Source organism: Tychonema sp. LEGE 07196 (genome assembly GCF_963890365.1).
In the GTDB taxonomy this organism is placed as follows: domain Bacteria; phylum Cyanobacteriota; class Cyanobacteriia; order Cyanobacteriales; family Microcoleaceae; genus Microcoleus.
On the sequence record NZ_CAWPRX010000182.1, the window covers coordinates 1 to 13370 of the forward strand.

Sequence of the window (13370 nt, forward strand, 5' to 3'; positions counted from 1 at the left end):
GAAGTAGCCCCCCCTTGGTAAGGGGGGGTTGGAAGGGTATGGGAAGTAGCCCCCCCTTGGTAAGGGGGGGCTAGGGGGGGTGAATTTACCGGGCGTGAATGGGGATGTTGTGCGCCCGAAGCCTTTGAAAAACGCCTCGGCCAAATGCAAATAGTTCTGCAAAACCAAGACAACCGCGAACACGACATCCTCGACTCCGACGATTATTATCAATTCCAAGGCGGAATGACGGCGGCAATTCGCAATTTGCAAGGCAAAAATCCTGAAACTTATTTCGGCGATAATTCGATTCCCGAAAATCCGAAAGTGCGAAAACTGAAAGAAGAAATAGCGCGGGTTTATCGCAGCAGGGCGGTAAATCCGAAATGGATTGAGGGGGCGATGCGCCACGGTTATAAAGGTGCTTTTGAAATTGCTGCAACGGTGGATTTTTTGTTTGCTTACGATGCGACGGCAAATTGTGTAGAAGATTTTATGTATGAAGGAATTGCAGAGGCTTACATTTTTGATGAAAAAGTGCAGGGATTTATCCAAGAAAACAATCCTTGGGCGCTGCGAGATATGGCGGAAAGATTGTTAGAAGCTCGCCAGCGGGGGTTGTGGAAGAGTGCCGATCGGGATACTCTTGATAAATTGCGATCGATCGCCCTGCAAGCCGAAGCAGTCATCGAATCCCATACAGAAATACGCAATTAAAGGCGCGATCGCACCGAGAGAATTTTGACTGTTTGCGGTAATATCTACTAATGTTTCGCCAACGGTGAAAGCTGTATGATTCGCCGCTATATTGCTATCCTGAGCACTAACATCTTAAAACTTACCTGCGCCGCCGCAGCCGCGATCGCCCTAACAGCCGGATGTTCGCAGCCCAACCCGCCCAAAAACTCCGGGGCATCTCACACCACCGAACCGGCAGCCCTAGCAGAGCCGCCAAGCTCTGTGTTGGCTCGAAACCCCAACAAAACCCAAAAATCCCTCAGCGCTGCTTCCTGCACCCAAAACGACCCATTTGCGGAGTCAATTAGCTTTGCCACCCAAGCTTCTAATTTGGCTCAATCAGCCAATTCCAAAGAAGACTGGGACGAAGTGGCAGCCCTGTGGGTGCAAGCCGTCGCTTGGATGCAAGCGGTTCCCCCCGGCAGTCCCCGGCGGGCGTTTGCCGAGAAAAAAGTCACCGAGTACACGAAAAACCTGGTTTATTCGCAACAGCAAGCGAGCGCAACCCGATCGCAAGCCGCCAGTACAGTTAGTTTCAGCAGCGATTTGCTCAACGAACAACTAGAACTTTACCTATCCTACGTTGCGACTGTCGGGCCGCCAGATGTTTTGATTGTCGGCAGTTCCCGCGCCTTGCAAGGCGTCGATCCCAAACAGCTAAAACAAGCTTTGGCGGCGTCCGGGCGTCCGGGCTTAAAAATATTTAATTTTGCAATCAACGGCGCAACTGCACAAGTAGTTGACTTTCAACTGCGGCGGCTGTTGAAGCCGGATTATTTGCCTCAAATGATTGTCTGGGCCGACGGCGTGCGGGCATTTAACAGCGGCCGGGACGATCGCACTTTTAATTCAATCGTCGATTCACAAGGCAGCCAACTTTTAGCAGCGGGCATTCGTCCCAAACTCCCGTCTGGTGAACCCAACGTGATTCCCCGATGTTACAAATTCCCGCAGCCCTGTGGTGGTGGTGGCGGCGGTGGCGGTGGCGGCGGTGGTATTTTCCGCAGAGCTCAGGCAGGAGGCGGGGAAGAGGCGGGCCCCACAATCAAATTCCTCTCTGGTGGAACGGAAATCTTGCCCGTTGTCTATGATGCAGCGCAGCCGACAACAGTAGCAATCAGACAAGTCAGCGCACTCGCAAATGCGATCGACTCCAACGGATTCATGGCCCTATCGGCGCGCTACAATCCCAACACCTATTATCAAGAACGCCCCTACGTTTCAGGTATGTACGATCGCGACTACGAAAACTTCAACCTCGGCGGAAAACAAGCAACAGCCTTTAACTCAGTGGTAGCATTTACCAAAACGCGCAAAATCCCCCTAATTTTCGTCAATTTACCCCTCTCCGACGACTACTTAGATCCCGCGCGACTGCAGGCAGAACAGCAGTTCCGGCAGCGAATGCAGCAACTCTCGCAGCAACAAGGCTTCGCTTTCCGCGACTTGTCCCAGCGGTGGCCCGGCCGCAACGACTTTTTTTTCGATCCAAGCCACCTCAACCGTTTTGGGGCGATCGCCGTTTCTCGCCTGCTAGCATCCGATACCAGCATTATCTGGCCGCGCCCCAAATCCCGAATCAATGACGGATGATGCGATTTTAGATTTTAGATTTTAGATTTTAGATTGGGGAATTTCTAGTTTTCTCGTTACCAGACTCTGCCTGGTAACGCAGATCCGGAGGCCCTGCCTCCAAATTCCGAACAATGTTGCAAAATATAAATTAGACTTATGGCGTAAATATTTGATTGATAGGAAAACCGCAGATCGACGCAGATCGACGCCGATAATTTCAAAATAGGAGAGCGAGTTTTGCAATCTGGTCTAGTCTAAAATCTCACAATCCAAAATCCAAAATCCAAAATCTAAAATAGATAGGTTGTGCAACTAAAACAAGTAATTATCGCCCACAAAGCCCGAGACATCCACGCCCAGAAGTGGGCAGAACAATGCGCCCGCCAGTTAGAAAGTCGCGGGTGTCAAGTTTTGATGGGCCCTAGCGGCGCGAAAGATAATCCGTATCCGGTGTTTTTAGCTTCTAGCAACAGCCGCATAGATTTAGCCGTGGTTCTGGGGGGCGACGGTACGGCCCTGGCTGCAGCGCGGAATTTAGCTGCTGACGGCATCCCGATTTTGGCGGTGAATGTGGGGGGACATCTGGGTTTTTTAACTGAGTCTTTTGATGATTTCCAGAATACTGACGAGATTTGGGACAGACTGGCGGAAGACAGATATGCTGTGCAGAAGCGGATGATGTTGCAGGCGGCGATTTTTGAGGGAAACAGAACCAATCTCGAACCCCAAAGCGATCGATTTTTGGCACTCAATGAAATGTGCATTAAACCAGCTTCTGCCGATCGAATGCCGAGCTGTATTCTAGAAATGGAAGTTGACGGCGAAGTAGTCGATCAATACCAAGGCGACGGCTTAATTGTGGCAACTCCCACCGGTTCAACTTGCTACACCGCCTCCGCCAACGGGCCGATTATTCATCCCGGAATGGATGCGATCGCAGTTACTCCAATTTGCCCTTTAAGCTTATCGAGTCGGGCTGTAGTTTTGCCGCCCGGTTCAGTCGTCAGCATTTGGCCCTTAGCAGATTACGAACTCAGTACAAAACTCTGGACAGACGGCATTTTGGGTACTGCAATTTGGCCGGGACAGCGCGTAGATGTGCGGATGGCAGAGTGCGAAGCCAAGTTTATCATTTTGCGGGAAAACTATTCTTATTACGGCACTTTGAGGGAAAAACTGCAATGGGCAGGAGCTAGAATTAAGTACAGCAACAATCACCGCAATTAATCGATATTATTAATGTAGCAAATGTTTGAATTATTAAATTTTCGTTTCTAATCGGTTTTTGCTTTGAGATAAATCTTTGGTTATCACTTTCCTTTAATTGCAAAAACGCACTTGTGAAAAAAAATCAGCGCCTGCTATCGTTATAAAAAATTTACAATTATGGATCGTCAGCAATCAGCCCTTAACCTGCGGTGATTTCAGGATGAATTGCACCCAAACGGAGGCCGAAGTCAGAATCCTTAAGATATAGAAAAGAATCAGTTATCAAAACAGGCAAGCGTGGTAAATTCTAACCCACACTAGGCGATCGATTAGCGATATTTTCAAGAGGAGTGTAACAATGGCTGCATTAAAAGTCGGCATCAACGGATTTGGTCGCATCGGACGGCTAGTCATGCGTGCCGGCATCAAAAACCCCAACATCGAATTTGTCGGCATTAACGACTTAGTTTCGCCAGAAAATCTGGCTTATCTTTTCAAATACGACTCCACCCACGGAATTTATGACGGCGAAGTTGAAGGTAAGCCAGACGGTATCATCGTTGACGGAAAATTTATCCCCTGTACGTCAATTAGAAATCCAGCCGAATTGCCTTGGGCTAAAACAGGTGCAGATTATGTTGTAGAATCTACGGGATTGTTTACAGATTTTGAAGGCGCATCAAAACACTTGACGGCGGGAGCAAAACGAGTAATACTTTCAGCACCGACTAAAGACCCGGAAAAAGTACCAACATATCTAGTAGGTGTCAATCACCACAAATTTGACCCGGCAAAAGATACTGTTGTTTCTAATGCTAGCTGCACTACGAATTGTTTGGCACCAATTGCCAAAGTTATTAACGATAACTTCGGTTTGGAAGAAGGTTTAATGACTACTGTTCACGCGATGACTGCTACTCAGCCTACTGTAGATGGGCCAAGCCAAAAAGATTGGCGGGGAGGACGAGGCGCGGCTCAAAATATTATTCCATCTTCGACTGGTGCGGCGAAAGCTGTTACTTTGGTGTTGCCGGAATTGAAGGGAAAATTGACGGGAATGGCTTTGCGAGTCCCAACTCCTGACGTTTCTGTGGTGGATCTTACTTTTAAAACAAGTAAGGAAACTAGCTACAAAGAAATTTGCGAGGCTATGAAAAAAGCCTCAGAGGGCGAACTCAAAGGCATTCTTGGATATACTGAGGATGCGGTGGTTTCGACGGATTTTCGGGGCGACGCGCGATCGAGCATTTTTGATGCAGGTGCGGGACTTGAACTGAATTCTACGTTTTTTAAAGTCATTTCTTGGTATGACAACGAGTGGGGTTATTCTTGCCGCGCGATCGATTTGATGCTGTCGATGGCCGAGAAGGACGGTATTTTGAGTAAGTAGTATTGTATGGTGGTTCGGCGGGGCGATCGACTGCGAGCACTAATCAATGCAGGTTTTCCCGCGCTGAACCTACTATTTCGGTAGACCGCTATAGGTTAAATTGTTGTTATTTGCGATCGCACTTTAATCATGTCAGAATTACCACCACTCAATCACGAAACTATTTGGGCTATCCTCAACGAAGAAATGGACGATGCTGCTGTCAACCGCTTAGTTTGGCTGTATCTGGGCTACCGCTGCGATGCCGAGACTGGGGTGTGGAATAATGAAAATGTTGCACCGGAATGGCGTCAAGATTACCCGGAACCGCCCGATTTTATCGATTCTAGGCCTGCGACGGTGAAATTGACGCGATCGACCCCTCCAGAAAACAAGCAGTTACTGAAGGAAAAATTGGGGTTTAAGGGCTATAAAATTGGGGAATTCGGGCCGAGACAAACTCGCAGGGCGACGATGGCTAATTGGTTGATGGGTTTTATGGAAGCTGGGGGTTTGAAACCTTGATTAAACTCTTCCTCTGTTTCTCTGTATCCTCTGCGGTTAATTAAAAAAAATTAGAATTTTAGCAGTCAAAAAAGACTAAAATCCCTTTCCCGCATTCCAACTCGATCGCCCGCAACCCTGACATCAGCCGGTTCGGTGAAGTATTCTAGAGTCGGCACAAAACATCGGCACAAAACAACAGCGAGGAAAAATTTATGAAAACAACCACCATATCTGGCTTAACCGGCATTTCTCTAGCTGCGCTAATGCTAGCAGGCATTTCAGTCAATGCGATCGCCACACCGGCAACCACCCAACCCCCAACTCAAATCGCCCAAACTACCGCCAAAAAGCGCCTCGTCGTCATGGACTTCGACTACGGCACCACCAACAGCTATTACACTTCTTACCGGGGAGTCGGCGCAGCCAAAGGCATCAGCGAACTGCTAATCAACGAACTCGTCAACAATGGCACCTATACAGTAGTCGATCGCAGCAAACTCGAACAAGTGCTCAAACAACAAAATCGCACAGGTTCAATGGATGCCGGCACAGCAGCCGAAATTGGCAAACAATTAGGAGTTGACGCGGTACTAATCGGCACCATCACCAAGTTTAATATAGACAAACAATCCGGCGGCGGCAGTTTCATGGGAATCGGCGGCGGTTCGCAAAAAACCAAAGCTACCGTTCAAATAGACGCAAGGTTAATCGGTACAGATTCCGGGGATATTCTTGCCACAGCTAAATCAGTAGGAGAAGCCGATCAAAGCGATTCCAATTTTTCTGTCCGAGGTATTGGCGGTAATTCCGGCAGTAGCAATGAAGACGGACTTTTGAGCGCGGCAGTTGATAAAGCCGTATCCCAAATGGTGACTAAACTGGCAGAATTCTCCAACAAATTGCCGTAAAATAATCATACCAAGTTGGGTTAAAAAAATCGGCATTCCTCAAGATGCCAGGATCGGAAAGACGAAGTTGTATCAATTGATTCGCAGCATATTCCATTGAGATGCACTACCCAGAAACCGGGTTTCTCCAACAACCATCAGTTGACAGTTCTCTAACTGTAAAGAAACCAGATTAGAAACCCGGAATACGCGGTAGGTCAGCGAAAAATAGCAGACAGCGCCTCAACAAGTGGATGTTTCATCTCTCTCTTCTCTTCCTCTGTGTTCTCTGCGCCCTCTGCGGTTAAATAATTCCGATCCAACCGGAAACGATATCAGCCCAAAAAACATCCTCAACTATTGAGAGTGACGAAATGTTTTTTTCCGAACAGCTTCGGATTATAGCCAGTCGCCGAAATCTCGATCTAAAAACTCCTGCATTCTCTGCCAAACTCGTTCCAGCAAATCTGGCGCGCTAACATCAAACCATTCAATTTCAGGGGACGCTCGAAACCAAGTTCGCTGTCTCTTAGCAAATTGCCTCGTGTGCAAAATTGTTAATTCCTTAGCTTGATTCAGGGTAATGTCGCCAGCCAAATATTGTTTGATTTCCTGATAGCCCAGCGTGTTCAATAAAGGCAAGTCGCAGCCGTATTTTTTAGACAAATATTCTACTTCAGCCACCCAACCGCGTTCTAACATTTGTGCGGTGCGCTGTTTGATGCGATCGCCCAAAACATCGATATCACAATCCAACCCAATTTGTAAAATAGGATAATTGGGAGGACTTTCGCCCTGCTGTTCGGAAATAGAGCGCCCGGTGACATAAAATACTTCGAGTGCTCTTAAAGTTCTAACCGAATCATTGAGGTGAATTTTTTCTGCAGCAGAGCGATCGACCTGCTGCAAGATCGCGTAACATTGAGATTGTCCTAGTTCCGCAAGTTGCGATCGCAATTGGGGCATCGGTGCAACCCTCGGAATTTTCAAACCCCTGACAATCGATTTAATATACAAACCAGTCCCTCCCACCAATAACAGCGGGGGAGAAACCGGAAAATCGATATCAGCAATTATTTTTTGAGTTTGCTGCTGGTAGTCTGCGAGTGTTAGAGTTGCCGTCGGATCGCAGATATCAATTAAGTGATGCGGTACCGCATCGCGATCGGTTTTTGTAGGTTTTGCAGTCCCGATGTCAAATTCGCGGTACACTTGACGGGAGTCCGCACTCAAAATTGCCGATCGCAGTCGTGAAGCCAAAGCCAAAGCCACCCCCGACTTCCCCGTCGCAGTCGCCCCACAAATCGTAATTAATCTAAACATAAGCCGCCGCAGATTTCAAAAGCATATTTCATTTCGCTATAAAAACCGTCAAATCCTCTCCTAGACTCTCTTCCTCTCCACTTTCCCCTCTCTCCATCCACTCATTTACCGCGCTGCACCAGGAAAGTCGCGAAGCAATCTCACAACTATTCGCCTCCGTCCCCCTAATAAATTTCCATTTAGAATGCCCTAGCATCGCCATTAACCGTTTTATGCTATAATTTTAGGAGTTTTTCCATTTTAGAAGCTTTTGGGGCTTTAGACCTCATTATTGGAGCTATTTTGTATGACCAGCAGCTACAGCGCCGACCAGATTCAAGTTCTCGAAGGTCTCGAAGCAGTCCGCAAACGACCGGGGATGTACATCGGTACAACCGGCCCGCGAGGACTCCACCATCTAGTTTACGAGGTTGTGGACAATTCCATCGATGAGGCGCTGGCTGGCCACTGCACTCACATCGAGGTTGACTTCAACGCCGACGGTTCAGTCAGTGTCACAGATGACGGCCGCGGTATTCCCACCGGCATCGTTGCCAAGACTGGCAAATCGGGAATAGAAACAGTAATGACTGTACTGCACGCCGGCGGTAAATTTGGCGGCGGCGGTTACAAGGTTTCTGGAGGATTGCACGGTGTAGGTATTTCGGTTGTAAACGCGCTTTCGGAGTGGGTAAAGGTTACAGTTTGGCGCGACCAAAAAGAACATTTGCAGCGCTACGAAAGAGGCTTTCCAGTCAGCGAACTTGAGGCAAAGCCCAGCAAAGGAAATCGCACCGGTACTTCAGTTTGTTTCCTGCCAGACACTCAGATATTCAGCACTGGCATTGAGTTCGATTACGCTACGGTTTCTGGACGCTTGCGAGAATTGGCTTATTTAAATGCGGGCGTGAGAATTACGTTTAGCGATCGCCGTTTGGAATTGCTCAAAAGTAGCGAACCGCGCGTCGAAACCTATTGTTACGAAGGCGGCATCAAGGAATACATCGCCTACATGAACCGCGACAAGCAACCCCTGCACGAAGAGGTGATCTACGTGCAAGGAGAACGCAACAACGTGCAGGTAGAAGTGTCTTTGCAGTGGTGCGTCGATGCTTTTAGCGACAACGTTCTGGGTTTTGCTAACAACATTCGGACGATCGACGGCGGTACGCACTTAGAAGGTTTGAAAGCCGTTTTGACGCGGACGATGAATTCGATCGCCCGCAAGCGCAACAAAATCAAAGAAAACGAACCCAACCTCGCCGGTGAAAACGTCCGCGAAGGTTTGACAGCAGTAATTTCGGTCAAAGTCCCCGATCCAGAATTTGAAGGCCAAACAAAAACCAAGTTGGGAAATACCGAAGTCCGGGGAATTGTCGATTCCTTGGTAGGCGAAGTATTGACCGAATATTTGGAATTTCGCCCCCAAGTAGCCGACGCTATTTTGGAAAAAGCAATTCAGGCATTTAAAGCTGCTGAAGCTGCCCGCCGCGCCCGCGACTTAGTGCGCCGCAAATCCGTCTTAGAATCGTCTCCTTTGCCCGGAAAATTAGCGGACTGTAGCTCCAGAGACCCCGCCCTGTCTGAGATATACCTAGTTGAAGGGGATAGTGCTGGGGGCTGTTTTTTTTCATCTCAAGAAATAATATTAGCTGACGGCACTACAAAAACTATCAAAGAGATAGTTGACGAACAAGCAGAAGGTAAAGAACACTTTTGCTACACCATTCGCGAAAGTGGAAACATAGGGTTTGAGCGGATAACTAACGCTCGCATGACTAAAGCAAATGCTGAAGTTGTCAAACTGACATTAGACAATGGCGAGACAATCACTTGTACTCCAGATCATCGGTTCATGTTGCGGGATGGCACTTACAAAGCAGCAGCACTGCTGACACCGGACGATTCGTTAATGCCTCTCAACCGCCAGTTGTCTAAAAAGAAGCCAAATGGGCAGGGGCTTAACGGTTACGAAATGGTTTGGAATCCCAACAGTGACAAGTGGATTTACAGTCATCTGTTATCGGATTTCTACAACCTGAAACATGAGGTGTATCAAGCATCTGACGGCAATCACCGCCACCACGTTGACTTCAACAAACTCAACAACAATCCGACCAATATTCAGCGGCTACCTGCTCAGGAACACTTGGCTTTACACCGCGCCAATCTTGAGAAAACATTGCACAGGCCGGATGTCATTGAAAAGAGCCGTCAAGCTCACATGACTGATGAATTTCGGGCGATGATGAAAGAGCGCATGCAGCATCCTGAAACCAGACAAATTCTGTCTGAACAGGCAAAAGCTCAGTGGGAAGATGAAGAGTACAAAGCTTACATGACGAGCAAGTGGCGTGAGTTTTACGACACTAATGAAGCTTATCGCGAGCAAAATAATGAACTGCTCAACCAAGCGCAGCAAGAGTATTGGAGCTCCGAAGAAAACCGTTTGGCTCAGTCGGAACGGGTTCGCAATCATTTTGCTAACAATCCTGAAGCGCGGGAGACTCATTCTCAACTTGCTAAAGAACAATGGCAAGATGAGAATTTGTTGGACTGGCGGCGCGAAAAAACTAAGGAACAGTGGACGCCGGAGTTTCGCCGCCAACGCAAAGCTGCTTTGAACGAAACTTACTACCGGAAAACTCTGGAAATGTTGAAGTATGTGGAGTTGCAAAAAGGCTGTATTAATGTAGATTATTACGATGCTTGCCGCCGGACGAAAAAGGATAAGTGTTTGTTGAAGTACCAAACTTTTTGCGATCGCTACTTTGGCGGAGATCAATTGCTGGCTCGCCAAGCTGTTCGCAATTACAACCACCGCGTTGTGTCGATCGAACATTTGGAGGAACGGTACGATGTTTACGACATCGAAGTGCCTAACAGTCACAACTTTGCATTAGCTGCGGGAGTTTTTGTCCATAACAGTGCGAAACAAGGGCGCGATCGCCAATTCCAAGCAATCCTGCCTTTGCGCGGTAAAATTCTCAACATTGAGAAAACCGACGATGCCAAAATCTACAAAAATAACGAAATTCAATCGTTAATTACCGCCCTGGGTTTGGGCATCAAAGGCGAAGAATTCGATCCCGGTCAATTGCGGTATCACCACATCGTAATTATGACTGACGCTGACGTAGATGGAGCACACATCCGCACGCTGTTGTTGACTTTCTTCTACCGCTACCAGCGGGCACTTGTAGAACAAGGTTACATCTACATTGCTTGTCCTCCTCTCTACAAAGTAGAACGCGGCCGGAATCATTACTACTGTTACAGCGATCGCGAAATGAACAATCTCGTCCGCAATGAATTTCCGGCGAATGCTAACTACACCGTCCAGCGGTTCAAAGGTTTGGGCGAAATGATGCCGACACAGTTGTGGGATACCACGATGAACCCGGAAACTCGGACGCTGAAACGGGTGGAGATTGAAGACGCTGCTGAGGCCGATCGCATCTTTACCATTTTAATGGGCGATCGAGTCGCCCCCCGCCGCGAATTTATCGAAACCTACGGCCCCAAACTCAATATGCTCGACTTGGACATCTAAATTAGTTGACAGTTGGCAGTTAGCAGTTGGCATTTGTTTGCTGGCTGTTAGCAGTTGGCGGTTGACATTTGACATTTGACATTTGTTTGCTGGCCAAGATGAGTCATTAGTCATTAGTTACTGGCTGATGACTGATGACTAATGACTACCGCCCACTGCAACTTTTGTTATAAAAATTAATACAAGCTCTCATCAAATCGATATAAGGTAAATACTTAGGTAATTTTTAGATTTTTGACCCATCCATCAGCTACCACAAAAATAGAAGGTTGGACAATATAGCATGAGCATCAATTTAGCGACCAAATTGCGTGAGGGAACCAAAAAGTCCCACACTATGGCAGAAAACGTTGGTTTTGTCAAGTGTTTTTTAAAAGGCGTTGTAGAAAAAACTTCTTACCGGAAGTTAGTAGGAAACCTCTACTTTGTCTACTCGGCAATCGAAGAGGAAATGGAACGCCAAAAGCACCATCCGGTTATTTCAAAAATTTACTTTTCTGAGTTGAATCGCAAACAAAGCTTAGAGCAAGATTTGTTCTACTACTACGGCGCCAATTGGCGCGAACAAGTAGCTCCGTCAGCCGCAGCTAAAGCTTATGTGAAGCGGATTCAGGAGATTTCGGCTACCGCACCAGAACTGTTAGTAGCTCATTCTTACACTCGCTACCTGGGCGACTTGTCCGGCGGACAAATCCTCAAGGGAATTGCTCAGCGCGGGATGAATCTTACTGAGGGAGAAGGCACTGCTTTCTATGAATTCCAGGATATTCCTGATGAAAAAGAGTTTAAGAATAACTACCGTCAGGCAATGAATGAACTGCCTATTGACGAAGCTACAGCAGAGCGAATTGTTGATGAAGCTAATGCAGCTTTTGGCATGAACATGAAAATGTTTATGGAATTAGAAGGCAATTTGATTAAAGCAGTCGGTCAGATGCTGTTCAATACCCTAACGCGGAAGCGTGGCGGCGGCAATACCGAATTGGCTACTGCTGAGTAAGTTAAGGTCTGCAGACGATAATTTTGAACCTCGTTTAAGAGGAAAAATTTAAATCCTGGGGGTTTGATGGCTCGTTTCACAGTCACCAAAGCTCCAGGATTTTGCATTGCGGGTGATTTCCTACAGGATAGTTACGCTTCATATCGTTTCCGGTAGCATCGTCAGGTGATTTAACCGGCGCTAGGGCGAAGAGAACACAGAGGAAGACAAGAGAGAGATGAATACAGAACTATGAAGCGCGGATTTGATCTGACTCGATTTTATAATTGGGATGCTACCGGATTTGATATCACGAGTTTTTGCAGAGGAAAGAAAGATTAGCTGCAGTAAGATGAGTTCGCGCGTGCGGAATGCGAGTCCACTCCTTTTGGCGGACTCGCATTCCGCACGCCCGATCGGTTTTTGTTTTGGTAATCGATCGCACCCTAGGACTTCTCTGGGATGGCGCGGGCATTTTGGCATCCCCAAAAATTAAATTTCAATACAGAACAAATATTACCTTCCCATACCGCGATTCGGAGGCCCCTCGTCACGGACTGGTAAAGAAGTCGGCCTTACCTGTCGCTCCAAATACTTGCTCAAAGCGTAAGCGATATCCCCGCGAGTCATCGGCTTCAAAGGATTAATTTTATTAGTTCCAATATCAACATTCACAAACCCTTCATAAAGTGCAGTAGCCATAGACTTTCTAGCCCAACTAGGGATTTCCCCTGCATCTGGATACTTAGTTAAAATCTCGCCAACAGTCGCGTCGGGAAACTGAAAAACACCGTAGGCTTGAGCAAAAATTGCTAAAGCCTCAGCACGAGTCACCCTTTGATTAGGAAAAAACATTCCGTCGCGATATCCGCTCATTGTTCCCGTTTTCAAAGCAGTTTGAATCGCACTGTAAGCCCAGTAACTCTTAGCTACGTCCGGCAATTCCATATCTGGTTTCTGAGCTGTTTTCCGTCGTTCCAAACCAAAAGTTTTTACTAAAATAACCGCCAAATCAGCGCGGCTGACAAGGCTATCAGCATTAAAATTACCGCTAGGATCTTTATTCATCAATCCAGCACTAACAACCCGATCGATCGGGTCAATAATTTGTTGAGCTTGAACCACCGTTGGCACTCCTTGCGCTAGCGCGATCGCAAAAAAAACACACACTAACGTTTTCACTATTTTAATCCTTTGTGCTACGACTGAAGGAAGTTCGACAACAGACTCGCTCCACGGATTTAATGGATGCAGGGAAGATTCGTCCTAACT

Annotated in this window: 9 protein-coding genes and 1 pseudogene; 8 read left to right on the top strand and 2 right to left on the bottom strand. The window is 47.3% G+C overall.

Features of this window, described 5'->3' with window-relative positions:
* Positions 1 to 102: 102 nt before the first annotated feature.
* The 6 genes and pseudogenes from AACV78_RS21460 to AACV78_RS21485 form a co-directional block, all read left to right on the top strand.
* Positions 103 to 696 (top strand): annotated as a pseudogene (locus tag AACV78_RS21460) (cobaltochelatase subunit CobN); the annotation flags it as partial.
* Between the two features lie 75 nt (positions 697 to 771).
* Complete coding sequence (locus tag AACV78_RS21465; RefSeq protein ID WP_194074331.1) at positions 772 to 2310, top strand: hypothetical protein; 1539 nt, start codon at positions 772 to 774, stop codon at positions 2308 to 2310.
* A gap of 288 nt (positions 2311 to 2598) precedes the next feature.
* Entirely contained in the window at positions 2599 to 3519 is a 921-nt protein-coding gene (locus AACV78_RS21470) for an NAD(+) kinase (protein WP_194012511.1), read from the top strand.
* 340 nt (positions 3520 to 3859) lie between these two features.
* Positions 3860 to 4891 (top strand): type I glyceraldehyde-3-phosphate dehydrogenase, encoded by a 1032-nt coding sequence (gap, locus tag AACV78_RS21475; RefSeq protein ID WP_194012510.1) that lies wholly within the window; start codon positions 3860 to 3862, stop codon positions 4889 to 4891.
* A gap of 129 nt (positions 4892 to 5020) precedes the next feature.
* Positions 5021 to 5395 (top strand): DUF1823 family protein, encoded by a 375-nt coding sequence (locus tag AACV78_RS21480; protein ID WP_194012509.1) that lies wholly within the window; start codon positions 5021 to 5023, stop codon positions 5393 to 5395.
* Between the two features lie 194 nt (positions 5396 to 5589).
* Complete coding sequence (locus AACV78_RS21485; RefSeq protein WP_194012508.1) at positions 5590 to 6285, top strand: CsgG/HfaB family protein; 696 nt, start codon at positions 5590 to 5592, stop codon at positions 6283 to 6285.
* A gap of 378 nt (positions 6286 to 6663) precedes the next feature.
* Here AACV78_RS21485 and miaA read toward each other — a convergent pair whose 3' ends face one another.
* Positions 6664 to 7587, bottom strand: coding sequence for a tRNA (adenosine(37)-N6)-dimethylallyltransferase MiaA (gene miaA, locus AACV78_RS21490; RefSeq protein ID WP_194012507.1), 924 nt, complete (start codon positions 7585 to 7587; stop codon positions 6664 to 6666).
* A 286-nt stretch (positions 7588 to 7873) separates the two neighbouring features.
* Between miaA and gyrB the strand changes: the two genes are divergently transcribed.
* Positions 7874 to 11119: a DNA topoisomerase (ATP-hydrolyzing) subunit B gene (gene gyrB / locus AACV78_RS21495; protein ID WP_194012506.1), complete on the top strand. Its 3246-nt coding sequence runs from the start codon at positions 7874 to 7876 to the stop codon at positions 11117 to 11119.
* A 283-nt stretch (positions 11120 to 11402) separates the two neighbouring features.
* Positions 11403 to 12119, top strand: coding sequence for a biliverdin-producing heme oxygenase (locus tag AACV78_RS21500; protein ID WP_194012505.1), 717 nt, complete (start codon positions 11403 to 11405; stop codon positions 12117 to 12119).
* A 495-nt stretch (positions 12120 to 12614) separates the two neighbouring features.
* Here the strand turns inward: AACV78_RS21500 and AACV78_RS21505 are convergent, their stop codons facing one another.
* A complete protein-coding gene (locus AACV78_RS21505; protein WP_339383754.1) occupies positions 12615 to 13268 on the bottom strand; it encodes an S-layer homology domain-containing protein in 654 nt (217 codons plus the stop codon).
* Positions 13269 to 13370 lie beyond the last annotated feature (102 nt).